Raw genomic sequence first — 14,706 nt, forward strand, 5'->3', positions numbered from 1 at the left:
ATGCCTGTCCCCGTGCGCGGTGGGGTGCCGCGTCGGGCCTCAGCCGCTCTCCACAATACCGGCGACCCCCTCGCACCCCGCGCTCCCGGCACCTGCGTCCTGCGTCACCCCGGCACGCGTGAGCCTTTTTGGTGCCTATAGCAACCACAAAGGCTCACGCGGCCCGGCAGGGCACTCGGCCGCACCCGTCAGAACAAGGTGAGCGGGTGTCAGAACAGGGTCACCGGGTTGACTATGTCGGCGACCAGTACCAGCAGCGAGTACGCGATGAACACGAGACTCACCGCGTAGGCCAGCGGCATGAGCTTGGCGGTGTCGAACGGACCCGGGTCCTTGCGTCGGAAGAGCTTGGCGAACCCGCGGCGCACGGACTCCCACATGGCACCGGCGATGTGGCCGCCGTCGAGCGGCAGGATCGGCAGCATGTTCAGCACGAACAGCGACAGGTTCACCCCGGCCAGCAAGTTGACCATGGTGATGAGCCGCTCGTCCACGCTCGCCTGCTCGTAGGAGAGCACCTCGCCCCCGATTCGGCTCGCACCGACGATGCCGACGGGCGAGTCCTGTTCCCGCTCGTCCCCGCCGATGGCGGCGACGAGGTCCGGGACGCGCTGCGGGAGCTGCAGGACCTTCTGCACGGTGAGGGTGATGATCTCGCCGAACCGCTGGGCGACCTCCCCCGGCCCTTGCTGGACGAGCACCTGGGTGGGGGCGAGACCGAGGAAGCCGACGCGTTCGGTGTCCCCCGAGCCGTCGAGTGCGTACTGCTCGCTCTGCATGAGCGTGGCGGTGAGCATCTCGCGCTGGCCGTCGCGTTCGACCACGACCGGAACGGTGCCACTGGAGTTGCGGATGGCCACCCGCAGCTCGTCCCAGCTGGCGTAGGACCTGCCGTCGAACTCGACGATCTCGTCGCCGGGCTGGAATCCGGCCTGCGCGGCGGGGGACGGCGGCGCTCCGGCGGGGCAGTTCTCCTTGTCCTGCGCGTCGGCGGGAATGACGCATTCGCTGACGGTGGCGACCGTCTTCGTCGGTTCCTGCGCGCCGTAGCCCATGAGGATGCCCGCGAAGATGCCGATGGCCAGAATCAGGTTCATGAACGGGCCGCCGAACATGACGATGATCCGTTTCCACGGGGAGCGCTGGTAGAACTGCCGGTGCGCGTCCTGTGGGGTGACCTCCTCGGCGGCGGCCTGCCGGGCGTCCTCGATCATGACTCGCCACGGCGCCGAGGAGGCGGTGCGCCCGTACTCCTCCTCCTTCTGCGGCGGGAACATGCCGATCATGCGGATGTAGCCGCCGAACGGGATGGCCTTGATCCCGTACTCGGTGTCGCCCTTCTTCCGCGACCAGACGGTGCGCCCGAACCCGACCATGTACTGGGTGACCTTGACGCCGAACATCTTCGCGGCCGCGAGGTGGCCCAGCTCGTGCCAGGCGATGGAGACCAGCAGCCCCACGAAGAAGATCAGTATTCCCAGGACCACCAGCATCAGTTCGCACTCCTCGTTGCGGCCAGCTCTCGGGCCTTCGCGCGTGCCCACCGCTCGGCCGCGAACACCTCGTCGACGCTCGCCGGTTCGGACCGCCACGAGTCGGCCGCCGCGAGTACGTCACCCACAGTGTCCACGATGCCGGTGAATCCGGTGCGGCCTTGCACGAACGCCTCGAGTGCTTCCTCGTTGGCGGCGTTGTAGACGGCGGGCAGACAACCGCCTTCGCTGCCTGCGTGACGGGCCAGCGACACGGCGGGAAAGGCTACCTCGTCCAGTGGTTCGAACGTCCACGCGGTGGCCTCGGCAAAGGAGAGTGCGGGCGCCGCCCCGGCGACCCGGTGCGGCCAGTCGAGGCCGAGCGACAACGGCAGCCGCATGTCGGGCGGACTGGCCTGGGCGAGGGTGGAACCGTCGGTGAACGTCACCATCGAGTGCACGATCGACTGCGGGTGGACGACCACGTCGATCCGGTCGTAGGCGAGGTCGAACAGCAGGTGGGCCTCGATGAGTTCGAGTCCCTTGTTCACCAGGGTCGCTGAGTTGATCGTGACGACGCTGCCCATGGTCCAGGTGGGGTGGGCCATCGCCTGCTCCACCGTCACCTCCGCGAGTTGCTCGCGGTTCCGGCCCCGGAACGGGCCGCCCGAGGCGGTGAGCACGAGCCGGTCGACCTCGTCGGCGCGCCCCCCGGCCAGGCACTGCGCGAGCGCGGAGTGTTCGGAGTCGACGGGCACGATCTGGCCGGGTGCGGCGCGGGCGAGGACGAGCGGTCCGCCCGCGATGAGCGATTCCTTGTTGGCGAGGGCCAGCTGCGCACCGGTGTCCAGCACGGCCAACGTGGGCGCCAGGCCACGGGAGCCGTCGATGCCGTTGAGCACGACGTCCGCCGGGGTGCTGCGCACCAGATCGACGGTCGCGTCCGGGCCGCCGAGCAGACGTGGGATCCGGAACTCGCCGTCGCGGTAGCCGCGGCGCTGCGCTTCGGCGTAGAGCGCGAGCTGCACGTCCTCCAGCGCCGTGCCCCGCGCCACCGCGACGGCGTCGACGTCGAACTCGAGTGCCTGCTGGGCGAGCTGCCGCGGGTCACTGCCGCCCGCGGCGAGCCCGGCCACGTGGAACCGCTTCGGGTTGCGCCGGATGACGTCGAGTGCCTGCGTCCCGGTGGAGCCGGTGGAGCCGAGGACGACGACCGACCTCGGGTCCCCTGACTCGGGACCTGCGGAGGCCGCCTGCCCGGAGCGGGCGACCGGTGGCGGCGCTGGGGAATCGGAAGCACTCATCGCCGCCATTGTCCCCGAAGTGAGTGAGGTCCCGGCGCTCGCAGTGCGCGCGCCCCGTTTCGGCGTCACGATCAGCAGTGTCACCGTCGCCCGCCGGGACGCCGTCACGGCGTGTCCCCGGGCGGGGCGGCCACGCCAGGAAGGGGCGCGCCATGGGTTTCATCGGTTGGATCGTGCTCGGGCTCATCGCTGGTGCACTCGCCAAGCTCATCATGCCGGGTAAGGACCCGGGTGGGATCTTCGTCACGCTGCTGCTGGGCGTGGTGGGTGCGTTCATCGGCGGTCTGCTGGGCAGCTGGATCTTCGGGGTGGGGATCGAACAGTTCTGGTCCATCACCACCTGGCTGCTGGCGATCGCGGGCTCGGTGATCGTGCTCGGCATCTACCGCTTGGTGGTCGGCCGCACCAAGGCCGTCAAGGGCTGAAGGGGCTGCTCGGGAGCCCCAGACCACCCGGGAGTCGCACGCAAGGCCGGGCGCACACGGGCGCTCGGCCTTGTTCTCCTGCCGTACTCCGGTTCTCCCGTCCTCCTGCGCGGGCGGACGGCGCGAATGTGCAAAGATGACCCTGCGCGATCCGCACCGCCGGACCGCGCAGGAGCGTGTCGGTGCCCACGCGCGGGCAGTGCAGAGGAGGAACCGTGGCGAACACGGAACTGGAGACCAAGCCGAGCACGGCCGTCGATCCGCACGACGAGCCGTCGGCGGAGTGGGGCTGGCACGGTGGCTTCCCGAAGGCCACGCAGGCCGCAGGCTGGTTCTCCGTGTTCGCCTGCCTGATCATGCTCTACGGCAACCACCAGGGGATTCTCAGTGGCGGTGACGGCTTCAAGACCGCGGACATGTGGTTGATCGGCATCGCACTCGCGCTGGCCATCGGCCTGGTGCACGACGTGCGCAGGCGCCGCACCGCCTGGCGGCGCTGAGCCGCGCACGGCACGCGCTGCAACTGGGATCGGCCCCGTGTTCAACGGTGCCCGCTGAGCCACATCGCGGCCAGGTGGGTCTCGATGGAGTCCGGCCGGAATCGCTCTGCTCGCGCAGCGAACTCGTCGTAGCCCACCCATCGGGCCTCGACGATCTCCTCGCCGTCGACGGTGACATCGCGGCTCGCCGCACGCGCGTGAAAGCCGAGCATGAGGCCCGAGGGGAACGGCCAGCCTTGTGAGGCCACATACGTGACCGACCGAGCACCACGCCGACCTCCGGTGTACGGCAGTGTGCTCACGAGAGCCCCCAGAACGCTGATGTCGACGATCCCGCAGCCAGCGGCGAGGTGAGTTCCGCCGCAGAGCCACCAACGCAGATCAATCCGAGCACCCTCCAGCCTGCTGCGGTGGTGAAACTCACCCGTCCGCGACCGAGCGCGAAACGCTGCACCACCCGTCATCGCGGGCGGCGCAGCGTCCTCGGCGAACCTCAGCTCGGCTGCACCGGGAACTGTTCCAGCAGCGGCCGGTTCTCGTCGTAGGGGATGGCCGGGTCGACCGGTGCCGGTTCCCCGCAGTTCGGGGTGCTCCCCGCTCCCGCGAAACGGTCCTGTAGCCAGTTGACGCTGCGCGGGAACGCGGCGACGAGACCGCCGACGTGGGTCGGACCGAGATTGGGCGCGAACTGGACGTCCGCTCCGCGGGCACACCAGTCCGCGGCAAGGGTTTCGCCCTGGTCGAACGGAATGATGTCGTCGAGTTTGCTGTGCGTGAGCAGCACCGGCGTCTCGGGCGTGCGGTTGCCGATGCGCTGCTCGGCGACGATGTCGCGGAACGGCGCTTCGTCCAGATAGTCGGTGATCGGCCGTCCGTCGGCGGTCACGGACTCCGACTGCACGAACGGATACCCGACGGCGTCCTCGACGCAACCGTCTTTCAGTTCCGCCGCGTACTGACGGCCCTCGTCGTTGAGATACCGATCGAGGTCGAGGTCGTAGCCCTCGGCGAGGCCGACGACGGCGAAGCCGAGCAGTCCGGCGTACGGTCCGCCGTCGAGGTGGTGGGCCACGTTCCCGAGCTCGGCGGGCACGGCCCCGGCGACCACTCCTTCGATGTCGAGCTCCGGGGCGTAGGTCGCGGCGAGCTCGGCTGCGGCGGCCGTCGCACCCCCTCCCTGGGAGTAGCCGTAGAGCCCCACCGGCCCGTCGTCGGGCACGCCCGCCTCCGGAAGACGCTGCGCCGCGCGGACCATGTCGAGTACGGCGTTGCCGGTGACTTCCCGGTTGACGTAGGTGTGCACATCCGGGGTGCCGAGGCCGTCGTAGTCGGTGATCGCGACCGTGTATCCCTTGGCCAGCAGGGCCCGGATCGTGACGCCTTCGTACTCGGTGCCTGCTGCCAGGCGGATCGAGGGGGCGCAGCGGTCGGCGAGGCCTTGGGTTCCGGGCGCCAAGCCGACGACAGGACGTTCCCCGGCACCGGTCCACTCACCGTGCGGCGTGATCACGGTGCCGGTCACGGCGATCGGCGCACCCGTGCGGTCGGTCGACTTGTACATCACGCGCTGCACGTTCGCGTCGACTTCGACCGTCTTGAGGGGATCGAGGAAGAACTCCGAAGGCTCGGCACGAACGACGTCACCGTCGGCGACGGGCAGTTCAGCGGGTGGTTCGTAGAACGGCGGCCGCTCTGCGGCCGACGCGCCCGAAGGGGCGCCGGTGGCGAACACCGCCCCTATCGCTACGGCCAGCAAGGTGATCCCCACGCGGCGGGGCGGCGAAACGCGCATCAGTGCCTCCGGGCGAGCCCGGGCCGGCCATCTGGTGACCGGCCCGGGAGGTGATCACGGCTTGAGGATCCGGTCGGTCAGCTGCGGCAGGAGCGGTGCCTGCTCGTCGTAGGGAACGGCCGGATCCGCAGGCGCCTGGTCGATGTTTCCGCAGTTGGGCGAGGTTTCCTCGCCTGCGAGGCGATCGTCGATCCACTGGAACGCCCGGGGGAAGTTCGCGACCGCTCCGCCGACGTGGGTCGGGGCGAGGTTGGGCGCGAACTGCACGTCGGCGCCTTGAGCACACCAGTCCGCGGCCAGCGTCTTGGTCTGCTCGAACGGGATCACGTCGTCCAGCAGGCTCTGGGTGAGCAGCACCGGGACCTCCGGCTTACCGTTCCCGATCCGCTGCTCAGCCACGGCGTCCTTGAACGGCGCTTCGTCGAGGGAGTCGGTGAGCGGCCTGCCGTCCTCGGTCAGGTCCGCTGAGCGGGTGAACGCGAAGTTCGGCACCGCGTCGAGCAAGCAGGAGTCTTCGATTTCCTGCCGGTACTGCTCGCCCTCCTCGTTGAGGACCGGTTCGAGGTCGAGGTCGTAACCCGACGCCAGCCCCGACAGCGCGTAGCCGAGGAACGCCGCGTAGAGGCCGCCGTCGAGGTTCTCGGCGACCCCGCCGAGTTCGGCGGGCACGGCACCGCCCGCGACGCCTCTGAGATCGAGTTCCGGCGCGTAGGCCGGGGCCAGCTCCGCCGCCGAGGAGACTCCGCCGCCGCCTTGGGAGTAGCCGTAGAGCACCACGGGACCGTTGTCCGGCAGGGTGGACTCGGGCAGGTTCTGCGCCGCACGCACCGAGTCGAGCACGGCGTTGCCGGTGACCTCGCGATTGACGTAGGTGTGCACACCCGGAGTGCCGAGACCTTCGTAGTCGGTCAGGGCGACCGCGTAGCCCTTGGAGAGCATGGCCTTGATGAAGAAGCCCTCGTACTCGGTGCCGTTGGCAAGCTGCCGCGACGGGGCGCAGCGGTCGGCCATTCCCTGGGTGCCCGCCGAGAAGCCGACGACCGGGCGTTCCCCGTCACCGGTCCACTCACCGTTCGGAGTGATCACCGTTCCGGTCACCGCGATCGGCTCACCGCCACGTCCCGAGGACTTGTACATCATCCGCTGGACGTTCGCGTCGACCGGAACGGTCTTCAGCGGGTCGAGGAAGTACTCCGAGGGCTCGGACCGCACGATGTCGCCGTTCTCGGCAGGCAGCTCCGCCGGAGGCTCGTAGAACGGAGGCCGTTCCAAGGCGGGCGCGGCGGATGCCGTCGCGACGGTGAACGACGCGCCGATGGCGGCGGTCAACAGCGTCACGCCGACGCGACGGAACGGGCCAGTCTGCACGGGGCTCTCCTCAAGGCGAACGGTGTTTACCTACGATGCGGTAGGTTCCGAGGTCTCACGGTGACTCGATGCACATCGTGCCCGCAATCACATAGGCTACCCGGAAGTAACTTCGCAACCGGTTCGTAACCGAATATCCACTGTTCGTACTCGCACCACCACGTGAGGTCACCGAAAATTGGGGCGCGCGCGATTCATCGGGCGCGGTACGTTCCTGCCATGCCAGCCGAGATCAACTCGCTCCCGGCGCCGATGACCGCCGATGACCTCGACCGTGCCGTGCGGCTCGCTGTGGCAGTTCTGCAGAAGGCGCCCGCCGACGCATGGACCACCAAGGCCGGCTCACTGGAGTGGGACTGCTGGGAGACCGTCGAGCACCTCAGCGACGACCTCTTCGCCTACGCCGCGAAACTGGGTCCCCCACAACCGCCTTTGGACAGCGAACTGGCCTTCGTGGCCGAGAGCCGACGCCCGGGCGGACCCGCAAACACCATTCACGCGAACCGTGAAGCCGGCCCGGTCGGCTTGTTGCAGGTGTTGGAAGCCAGCGGAGCGCTGTTGGCCGCGATGGTCCGCACGACTCACCCGCACACTCTCGCCCACCACGTCTTCGGAGCCTCGGATCCCGAAGGATTCGCCGCGATGGGGATCGTCGAGACCCTCGTGCACACCCACGACCTTGCAGCAGGACTCGGACTCACCTGGGACCCACCTGCCGACCTGTGTGCGCGAGCACTCGCCCGACTGTTCCCGGACGCACCGGAGACCGCGGATCCGTGGCCAGCCCTGCTGTGGGCCACCGGACGCACCGAACTACCCGGGCGCCCGCAGCTGACCACCTGGCGCTGGTACGGCGAACCCCGGACGTGAGGACTGAAGCGCCGGAGCTCAGCTTTCGGCGGCGAGCTGGCCGCACGCGGCGGCGATCTCCTGACCACGGGTGTCCCGGACGGTGCAGGGAACGCCCGCGTCGCGGACGCGACGGACGAACTCCCGTTCCACCGGCTTCGGGCTCGCGTCCCACTTGCTGCCCGGGGTCGGGTTCAGCGGGATCAGGTTGACGTGCGCGAACTGGCCCAGGTGGCGATGCAGGAGCTTGCCGAGCAGATCCGCCCGCCACGGGTGATCGTTGACGTCGCGGATGAGTGCGTACTCGATGGAGACCCGGCGGCCGGTGTTGTCCGCGTAGCCACGCGCGGCGTCCAGCACCTCGGCGACCTTCCAGCGGTTGTTCACCGGAACCAGGGTGTCGCGAAGTTCGTCGTCCGGCGTGTGCAGCGACACCGCGAGGGTGACGTGCAGGTCCTCGGCGGTCATCTTCCTGATCGCGGGTGCCAGGCCGACGGTCGAGACCGTGACCGAACGCTGCGAGAGACCGAGGCCGTCCGGGGGCGGGTCGCAGATCCGGTGGACGGCGTCGATCACGCGGCGGTAATTCGCCAACGGCTCGCCCATCCCCATGAACACGACGTTGGACAACCGTCCGGGGCCGCCGGGCACGTCGCCGTCCCGCATCATCGCGGCGGCCGAACGCACCTGGTCGACGATCTCCGCTGTCGAGAGGTTGCGCTGCAGACCACCCTGGCCGGTCGCGCAGAACGGGCACGCCATTCCGCAGCCCGCCTGGCTGGAGATGCACACGGTCGCCCGGTCCGGGTACCGCATGAGGACGCTCTCCAGCATCGTCCCGTCGTGGGCCTTCCAGAGCGTCTTCCGTGTCGTGCCCTCGTCGGTGTCGAGGCCGCGCACGGACGTGAGCAGCGTGGGGAACAGCTCCTTGCCGAGCCGCTCGCGACTCGCGGCCGGGATGTCGGTCATCGAGTCGACGTCGGCGTTGAGCTTGCCGAAATACTGATGGGCCAGCTGCTTGGCTCGGAACGGCTTCTCTCCCAGCTCGCTGACCGCGTCCGCGCGCTCCTGTGCCGAGAGGTCGGCGAGATGACGCGAGGGCATGCCCTTGCGGGGGGCGTCGAAGACGAGCGGAAGCGAGGTCGCAGACATAGCGCCGCTATTCTCCCACGTCGCCGCGCATCGGAACGGCGGAGGGGCTTGGTAGTCCGCATACCCACTCAGTAGAGTTTTCGTCATGCCGAAACTCGTCGTCACGTCCAGGCGAAAACACGGTGTGGGCGCGGCGATCCTGTGTGTGATCGTCTCCGCGCTGGTGAGTTCGTGTGCGACAGGGGTCGGCGCCCCGAACGACCCGCGCAAGCACGTCGTCACCACCTTCACGGTGCTGGCCGACATGACCCGGGCCGTGGCGGGCGACACCGTGTCCGTGGAGTCGATCACGAAACCCGGCTCGGAGATCCACGAGTACCAGCCGACTCCCAGCGACCTGATGCGCGGGGCGCGTGCCGACCTGGTGCTCGACAACGGCTTCGGGTTGGAACGGTGGTTCGAGCGGTTCCTCGACCAGACCGAGTCGCCACACGTCACCCTCACCGACGGGGTCGAACCGATCTCCATCGGCGACCGTGACACTTCCGACGGCCGTGCCGTCAATCCGCACGCCTGGATGTCGCCTGCGAACGCGAAGATCTACGTCGCCAACATCCGCGATGCCCTCGTCGAGCTGGAGCCCGCCCATGCGGCGGAGTTTCACGCCAATGCGAACGCATACCTCGCCGAGCTCGACGCGATCGAACGCACGCTCGCGGCCGAACTGCGTGCCGTACCCGAGCCCCATCGCGCACTGGTCACCTGCGAGGGAGCGTTCAGCTACCTGGCACGCGACGCCGGGCTCCGCGAGGCGTACCTGTGGCCGGTGAACAGCGACCAGGAGGGCACGCCACAGCAGGTGAAGAACACCACCGCATTCGTCAGGGACAACGACGTACCGGCCGTGTTCTGCGAATCGACGGTGAATCCGCAGGCACAGCACCAGGTCGCGGAAGAAGCCGACGCCCGGTTCGCCGGGACGCTGTACGTGGACTCGTTGTCCGCCCCGGACGGCCCGGTGCCGACCTATCTGGACCTGCTGCGTCACGACACCCGCACCATCCTCGACGGACTCGGGGGAACGAACCGATGACCCTGCCTCGCACGAGTGACGAGTCCGGTTCCGGACACGGGACCGGAGTGAGCGCCCGCGGCGTGCGCGTCACCTATGGCGACACGCTCGCGCTCGACGACGTGACGGTCGACATCGACGCCGGAACGATCTGTGGACTGCTCGGCATGAACGGGTCAGGGAAGTCCACGTTGTTCAAGTCGCTCATGGGCCTGGTCACGCCGGACCGGGGCACGATCTCGCTGCTCGGCCGACGCTCGAAGCAAGCCCGCAAGGACGGCCTCGTCGCCTACGTCCCGCAGGCGGAGGCCGTGGACTGGGCGTTCCCGGTGGCCGTGGCGGACGTGGTCATGATGGGCCGCTACGGGCGACTGCGCGGCGGCAGGCGCCCACGGGCCGTCGACCGTTCGGCTGTGCGCGCGGCGTTGGACCGGGTGGGTCTCGCCGAGCTGCACGCGAACCCGATCGGCGCTCTCTCCGGCGGACAGCGCAAACGCGCGTTCGTCGCCCGCGGCCTCGCGCAGGAGGCGGAGTTGGTGTTCCTGGACGAGCCGTTCGCCGGTGTCGACACGCGATCCGAGTCGATGATCCGGGGCCTGCTGCGTGAACTACGTGACGAAGGCCGCACCGTCGTCGTCTCCACCCACGACCTCGCAGGCGTCGGCGACCTCTGCGACGAGGCGGTCCTGCTCCAGCAACGAGTCGTCGCCCACGGCCGCCCGGACGAAGTGCTCACCCCGGACACCCTGGCCAAGACCTTCGGCCTGGAAACGACAGAACCGTGACCGCCCGGAGCGAACGGCACCTTCGCCCCACATGACGAGGCGACAGTGCCGTTCGCCCCTCCGGTACCGGCAGACGGCAACCACCTGAGAAGGCACCTGACATGGCCGAGATCCTTTACTGGCTCCTCGAACCGCTGCAGTTCGGGTTCATGCAGCGCGCACTGCTCATCAGCCTGACCGCCGCCCTGGTGTGCTCCGTCCTCTCGTGCTGGGTCACCCTCATCGGGTGGTCCCTGCTCGGCGACGCGGTGAGTCACGCGGTGCTTCCGGGCGTGGTCCTCGCGTACGTGCTGGCCATCCCGTTCTCGGCGGGCGCCTTCGTCTTCGGCGCGCTGGCGGTCGCGATGATCGGAGCGATCCGCAACACCACCCGGATCAAGGGCGACGCGGCGATCGGCGTGGTCTTCACGGGGCTGTTCGCGCTGGGAGTGGTGCTGGTGTCGCGGATCCCGAGCGAGATCGACCTGCAGCACATCCTGTTCGGCAACGTCCTCGGCGTGTCGGATTCGGACATCCTGCAGGTTCTCGTCATCGGCGCCCTCACACTCGGGGTGGCGTTGTACAAGCGCCGTGATCTCACGCTCTACGCGTTCGACCCGACCCACGCGCACGCGATCGGGCTGAATCCACGCCGGATCGGGGCGTTGCTGCTCACGATGCTCGCCTTGACGGTGGTCGTGGCGCTGCAGGCGGTCGGCGTGATCCTGGTGACGGCCATGCTCATCACGCCGGGGGCCACGGCGTTGTTGGTCACGCGTCGTTTCGGGCGGATGCTCGTGGTCTCGGCCCTGTTCTCGACCCTCGGCGCGTTGGCGGGCACGTACGCGAGTTTTCACCTGGACACGGCGACCGGAGGAACGATCGTGTTGTGCCAGGCGATCCTGTTCCTCGTGGTGTATCTGGCGGCCCCGCAGCAGGGCATCGTCGCCACGGCGCTGCGAACTCGTCGTCGACGTGCTGCTGCAGCGGCCTCGTGACTGGAGCCGGCTCGCCACCGGGGTGCGTCGCGCAGCGTCCGGTCCGGAGCCCGGCGCGGGCTCGAGGTCTCCTATCGTTGAGGTCATGGAAAAGATGTCCGAGCGGCCGTCCCCCTCCGTGGAGGACTACGTCCGCACGATCTACGGGCTGACGGAACGGGGCGTCGCGGTCACGAACGCGACGCTGACCCAGCGGCTCGGACTCAGCCCGTCCTCGGTGTCCGGCATGATCAACAAGCTGGATCAGTTGGGGCTGGTCACCCACGTCCGCTACCGCAGTGTGGAACTCACCCCGGAGGGGCGCGGCCTGGCCCACAGCGTGCTGCGCAGGCACCGGCTCATCGAGCTGTTCCTGGTCGAAGAGCTGGCCTACACCTGGGACGAGGTGCACATCGAGGCGGACTCGCTCGAACACGCCGTCTCGGACGAGCTGATCGCCCACATCGCCGCGAAACTCGGCCACCCGACGCACGACCCGCACGGCGACCCCATCCCCGCCGCCGACGGCAGCGTGGAAAAGCCGCGGACGACGCTGCTCAACCAGCTGGAACCGGGCACGATCGGCACGATCGCGCGCGTGTGGGACACCGATCCGGAACTGCTGCGGTACCTCACCGATCACGACATCACTCTCGGAACCAGGATCGAGATCGTGGAACGCAAGCCGTTCGGCGGGCCGCTGGTCGTCCGGGTCGGCGATCCGTCCCGGCCGACGACCCACTTCCTCGGCGCCGAGATCACCGAAGCGCTGTCGGTGAGCGTGCGCGGGTGACGAGTCAGGACGCCCGGCGATCCGCCGCGTCGTCCACTCCCGGCTGCGCAGACGTGGGCGTCTCGCCATAGATCGCGTGCGTGACCAGGTTGCGGTGCAACTCGTCGGTCCGGTGTGCCCCGAGCACCGCAAGCAACAGGTCGAAACGGTTGTCGGTGAGCAGGACCGCCACGGCCGCGAACCCGACGAGTCCGCCGAAGACGAGAACGGACACCCACACCACGGAGGCGCCCTGTACGAGCAACATCACCGCGACCGCCAGTGCGAGGCCGGAACCGAAGGCGACGCCGCGGGCAACACTCACCTGCGTGAGCAGGGAACGGAACGCCGGGTACTGGTGGCACAGCTGACGTACCAGCCGGGCACGCTCGCGGCGGTCCATCTGCGCGACCTGGCTGAGCCCGGCGGTGATCGGTTCACCCGCGCGGATGGCCATGCTCGCTCCTGCCGCCTCGACACTGCCGATGCCCGTACCGGAATCGACGTTCCCGGTGCGTAACACCGGCCGCCCGAGAACCGATATCAGTCGATCACGTCCCGACTTCGAGAACAAGGCGTCATTCGGGCTGTTCCCTCACTGACGGGCGCGTCGCAGGGTCACGCCACTCTCGCGGGGTCTCGTGATGCACCGCCCACCGGTGAACAGCGGACACGGAAGGCCACAGTCAGCTACGTTCCGTGACATTCGTGAGGAGTCCGTGCGGCTTCTGTCGCGTCCGCACTCGATAGCCCACGTGCAGGCTCGTCCCCGCCACGCTGCGCGCAGCCCGAGCCGCGACAGCGGCCGAGAACTCGATGCCCAGTACCCGCTGCAGGCTCGCCCGATCGTCGAACCGCCACTCGGCCACCACGCTCGCGCTGTCGAACCCGTGCTGGGCGAAGAAGTCTTCGATGCGAGCCGGGTCCAGCGCAGGCACGTCCGCACGCATCCAGTCCCCGTACGGGGAAAACCCCGTGTCCAGATCAACCACCAGCAGCGTTCCGCCGGGGCGCAGGACCCGATCGACCTCACGCAGCCCGGGCTCACAACCAGGGCCGAAGAAGTACGCCGTCCGCGCGTGCACGACGTCCATGCTCTCCGACTCCACAGGCAACGCCTGCGCCGCACCGGGACGCACGTCGACGTGCTCGACGCCCGTCAGCCCGCTCAGTCGGCGCCGCGCCCGCGTGACCAGCGGCGCGTACGGTTCCACTCCGACAACGGAGGACGCGAGCCGGGCGAGACCCGCGAGGTGGTAGCCGTCCCCGCAGCCGACGTCGAGCACGTCCCGATCGCGGAGGTCACAGCGGCTCTCCACGGCCCGGTGGAGCACCCCGGTCGCGTCCTGAGCCCGGTTCTCGAGTTCGTAGACCTCCGGCCAGTTCCAGATGTTCGGACTCGGCGTCGGCTCCACCGCCTGCCCCGTCCGCGCGCTCCGGCGCATCACGCAGGCACGAGCCAGGACAGCATCAACCACGCCACGACGGCCGACGGCAGCAGTGAATCCATCCGGTCCATCAGCCCGCCGTGTCCGGGCAGAAGATTGCCCATGTCCTTGATGCCCAGGTCCCGCTTCATCAGGGACTCCATCAGGTCACCGATGGTCGCGCTGCACACCACGGCCGCCCCGAACAGGGCGCCCTGCCACCACTGGCCTTCCAGCAGCAGCATCACGGTGGCCACACCGGCGGCGACACCAGCCAGCATCGAGCCGGCGAACCCTTCCCAGGTCTTCTTCGGGCTCACCTTCGGCGCCATCGGATGCTTGCCGAGCAACACACCGAGCGTGTAGCCGCCGGTGTCCGAGGCGACCACGCCGACCATGAACGCCATCGCCCGGAACGCCCCGTCCTCCGGGACGACCAGCATCGCCGCGAACGAGGCGAACAGCGGCAGGTACGCCGTCATCAGGACCGAGGCGCTCACGTCGCGGAAGTAGCCCTCAGCGCCCCTGGCGAACCGCCACACCAGGCACGACAACACCGTGACCGCGAAGACGATCATGAGGCCGTTCACGCCGAACGGCCAGGACAACCAGAGCATCGCCTGACCGCCGAGCAGCACCGGAAGCAGCGACACCCGGATTCCCGCGCCGCGATGCAACGCCCCGGCCAGCTCCACCGTCGAGATCGCCACCGCGGCGGCGACGATCCCGATGTAGACGTGCCGCAGGATCAGCAACGACAGAATGATCGCCGCACCGAGCACCACGCCGACGGCGATCGCCGCCCTCAGGTCACGGCCGGCTCTCGACGGACGCGCCGGGGTTGCCGGCATGTCAGCGGACATCCGGGCCCCACCTTCCAGCTTGCCGGCCG

General features: G+C 69.0%; 16 protein-coding genes. 7 read left to right on the plus strand and 9 right to left on the minus strand.

Annotated features, from left to right (window positions below):
• Positions 1 to 209: 209 nt before the first annotated feature.
• Together GIY23_RS17110 and dxr are read right to left on the minus strand one after the other, a co-directional pair.
• Positions 210 to 1,493, minus strand: a complete 1,284-nt coding sequence (locus tag GIY23_RS17110; protein ID WP_154077588.1) for a M50 family metallopeptidase — start codon at positions 1,491 to 1,493, stop codon at positions 210 to 212.
• Positions 1,493 to 2,776, minus strand: a complete 1,284-nt coding sequence (gene dxr / locus GIY23_RS17115; protein ID WP_154077589.1) for a 1-deoxy-D-xylulose-5-phosphate reductoisomerase — start codon at positions 2,774 to 2,776, stop codon at positions 1,493 to 1,495. Before dxr ends, GIY23_RS17110 begins: the two co-directional genes overlap by 1 nt.
• Before the next feature lie 152 nt (positions 2,777 to 2,928).
• On the opposite strand from dxr, the gene GIY23_RS17120 reads away from it, so the two are divergent.
• Both GIY23_RS17120 and GIY23_RS17125 read left to right on the plus strand, forming a co-directional pair.
• Positions 2,929 to 3,201 (plus strand): GlsB/YeaQ/YmgE family stress response membrane protein, encoded by a 273-nt coding sequence (locus tag GIY23_RS17120; RefSeq protein ID WP_154077590.1) that lies wholly within the window; start codon positions 2,929 to 2,931, stop codon positions 3,199 to 3,201.
• A gap of 215 nt (positions 3,202 to 3,416) precedes the next feature.
• Positions 3,417 to 3,701, plus strand: coding sequence for a DUF2631 domain-containing protein (locus GIY23_RS17125; RefSeq protein WP_154077591.1), 285 nt, complete (start codon positions 3,417 to 3,419; stop codon positions 3,699 to 3,701).
• Positions 3,702 to 3,742: 41 nt separating this feature from the next.
• Here GIY23_RS17125 and GIY23_RS22840 read toward each other — a convergent pair whose 3' ends face one another.
• The 3 genes from GIY23_RS22840 to GIY23_RS17140 all read right to left on the minus strand — a co-directional run bounded on the left by GIY23_RS22840 (position 3,743) and on the right by GIY23_RS17140 (position 6,861).
• Complete coding sequence (locus tag GIY23_RS22840; RefSeq protein ID WP_222850182.1) at positions 3,743 to 4,003, minus strand: NAD(+) diphosphatase; 261 nt, start codon at positions 4,001 to 4,003, stop codon at positions 3,743 to 3,745.
• Between the two features lie 191 nt (positions 4,004 to 4,194).
• Positions 4,195 to 5,493: a lipase family protein gene (locus tag GIY23_RS17135; protein ID WP_154077592.1), complete on the minus strand. Its 1,299-nt coding sequence runs from the start codon at positions 5,491 to 5,493 to the stop codon at positions 4,195 to 4,197.
• 54 nt (positions 5,494 to 5,547) lie between these two features.
• Positions 5,548 to 6,861 (minus strand): lipase family protein, encoded by a 1,314-nt coding sequence (locus GIY23_RS17140; RefSeq protein WP_154077593.1) that lies wholly within the window; start codon positions 6,859 to 6,861, stop codon positions 5,548 to 5,550.
• Between the two features lie 219 nt (positions 6,862 to 7,080).
• On the opposite strand from GIY23_RS17140, the gene GIY23_RS17145 reads away from it, so the two are divergent.
• Positions 7,081 to 7,731: a hypothetical protein gene (locus tag GIY23_RS17145; RefSeq protein WP_154077594.1), complete on the plus strand. Its 651-nt coding sequence runs from the start codon at positions 7,081 to 7,083 to the stop codon at positions 7,729 to 7,731.
• A gap of 18 nt (positions 7,732 to 7,749) precedes the next feature.
• Here the strand turns inward: GIY23_RS17145 and rlmN are convergent, their stop codons facing one another.
• The gene (gene rlmN / locus GIY23_RS17150; protein ID WP_154077595.1) at positions 7,750 to 8,862 is read right to left on the minus strand and encodes a 23S rRNA (adenine(2503)-C(2))-methyltransferase RlmN; all 1,113 of its coding nucleotides are present in this window, start codon (positions 8,860 to 8,862) and stop codon (positions 7,750 to 7,752) included.
• Positions 8,863 to 8,947: 85 nt separating this feature from the next.
• Here rlmN and GIY23_RS17155 point away from each other — a divergent pair, with 85 nt between their 5' ends.
• The 4 genes from GIY23_RS17155 to GIY23_RS17170 all read left to right on the plus strand — a co-directional run bounded on the left by GIY23_RS17155 (position 8,948) and on the right by GIY23_RS17170 (position 12,408).
• Positions 8,948 to 9,895 carry a metal ABC transporter substrate-binding protein gene (locus tag GIY23_RS17155; RefSeq protein WP_154077596.1) on the plus strand — a complete coding sequence of 316 codons (948 nt, stop codon included), beginning with the start codon at positions 8,948 to 8,950 and terminating at the stop codon, positions 9,893 to 9,895.
• Positions 9,892 to 10,659, plus strand: coding sequence for a metal ABC transporter ATP-binding protein (locus GIY23_RS17160; protein WP_154077597.1), 768 nt, complete (start codon positions 9,892 to 9,894; stop codon positions 10,657 to 10,659). The genes GIY23_RS17155 and GIY23_RS17160 overlap by 4 nt, the downstream gene beginning before the upstream one ends.
• A 101-nt stretch (positions 10,660 to 10,760) precedes the next feature.
• A complete protein-coding gene (locus GIY23_RS17165; RefSeq protein WP_154077598.1) occupies positions 10,761 to 11,636 on the plus strand; it encodes a metal ABC transporter permease in 876 nt (291 codons plus the stop codon).
• Between the two features lie 94 nt (positions 11,637 to 11,730).
• Complete coding sequence (locus tag GIY23_RS17170) at positions 11,731 to 12,408, plus strand: metal-dependent transcriptional regulator (protein ID WP_154078926.1); 678 nt, start codon at positions 11,731 to 11,733, stop codon at positions 12,406 to 12,408.
• A 4-nt stretch (positions 12,409 to 12,412) separates the two neighbouring features.
• Here the strand turns inward: GIY23_RS17170 and GIY23_RS17175 are convergent, their stop codons facing one another.
• From GIY23_RS17175 to GIY23_RS17185, 3 genes are all read right to left on the minus strand, one after another.
• Positions 12,413 to 12,844, minus strand: a complete 432-nt coding sequence (locus tag GIY23_RS17175) for a hypothetical protein (RefSeq protein WP_154077599.1) — start codon at positions 12,842 to 12,844, stop codon at positions 12,413 to 12,415.
• A 229-nt stretch (positions 12,845 to 13,073) separates the two neighbouring features.
• Complete coding sequence (locus GIY23_RS17180) at positions 13,074 to 13,832, minus strand: class I SAM-dependent methyltransferase (protein ID WP_154078927.1); 759 nt, start codon at positions 13,830 to 13,832, stop codon at positions 13,074 to 13,076.
• Positions 13,832 to 14,677: a phosphatidate cytidylyltransferase gene (locus GIY23_RS17185; protein WP_154077600.1), complete on the minus strand. Its 846-nt coding sequence runs from the start codon at positions 14,675 to 14,677 to the stop codon at positions 13,832 to 13,834. The genes GIY23_RS17180 and GIY23_RS17185 overlap by 1 nt, the downstream gene beginning before the upstream one ends.
• Positions 14,678 to 14,706 lie beyond the last annotated feature (29 nt).

The sequence above is a fragment of the Allosaccharopolyspora coralli genome, assembly GCF_009664835.1.
GTDB lineage: Bacteria > Actinomycetota > Actinomycetes > Mycobacteriales > Pseudonocardiaceae > Allosaccharopolyspora > Allosaccharopolyspora coralli.

Coding starts and splice junctions, on each gene's coding strand:
- GIY23_RS17110 (WP_154077588.1), bottom strand. CDS start 1,493: ATGCTGGTGGTCCTGGGAATACTGATCTTCTTCGTGGGGCTGCTGGTC.
- dxr (WP_154077589.1), bottom strand. CDS start 2,776: ATGAGTGCTTCCGATTCCCCAGCGCCGCCACCGGTCGCCCGCTCCGGG.
- GIY23_RS17120 (WP_154077590.1), top strand. CDS start 2,929: ATGGGTTTCATCGGTTGGATCGTGCTCGGGCTCATCGCTGGTGCACTC.
- GIY23_RS17135 (WP_154077592.1), bottom strand. CDS start 5,493: ATGCGCGTTTCGCCGCCCCGCCGCGTGGGGATCACCTTGCTGGCCGTA.
- GIY23_RS17145 (WP_154077594.1), top strand. CDS start 7,081: ATGCCAGCCGAGATCAACTCGCTCCCGGCGCCGATGACCGCCGATGAC.
- rlmN (WP_154077595.1), bottom strand. CDS start 8,862: ATGTCTGCGACCTCGCTTCCGCTCGTCTTCGACGCCCCCCGCAAGGGC.
- GIY23_RS17155 (WP_154077596.1), top strand. CDS start 8,948: ATGCCGAAACTCGTCGTCACGTCCAGGCGAAAACACGGTGTGGGCGCG.
- GIY23_RS17160 (WP_154077597.1), top strand. CDS start 9,892: ATGACCCTGCCTCGCACGAGTGACGAGTCCGGTTCCGGACACGGGACC.
- GIY23_RS17165 (WP_154077598.1), top strand. CDS start 10,761: ATGGCCGAGATCCTTTACTGGCTCCTCGAACCGCTGCAGTTCGGGTTC.
- GIY23_RS17170 (WP_154078926.1), top strand. CDS start 11,731: ATGTCCGAGCGGCCGTCCCCCTCCGTGGAGGACTACGTCCGCACGATC.
- GIY23_RS17175 (WP_154077599.1), bottom strand. CDS start 12,844: ATGGCCATCCGCGCGGGTGAACCGATCACCGCCGGGCTCAGCCAGGTC.
- GIY23_RS17180 (WP_154078927.1), bottom strand. CDS start 13,832: ATGCGCCGGAGCGCGCGGACGGGGCAGGCGGTGGAGCCGACGCCGAGT.
- GIY23_RS17185 (WP_154077600.1), bottom strand. CDS start 14,677: ATGTCCGCTGACATGCCGGCAACCCCGGCGCGTCCGTCGAGAGCCGGC.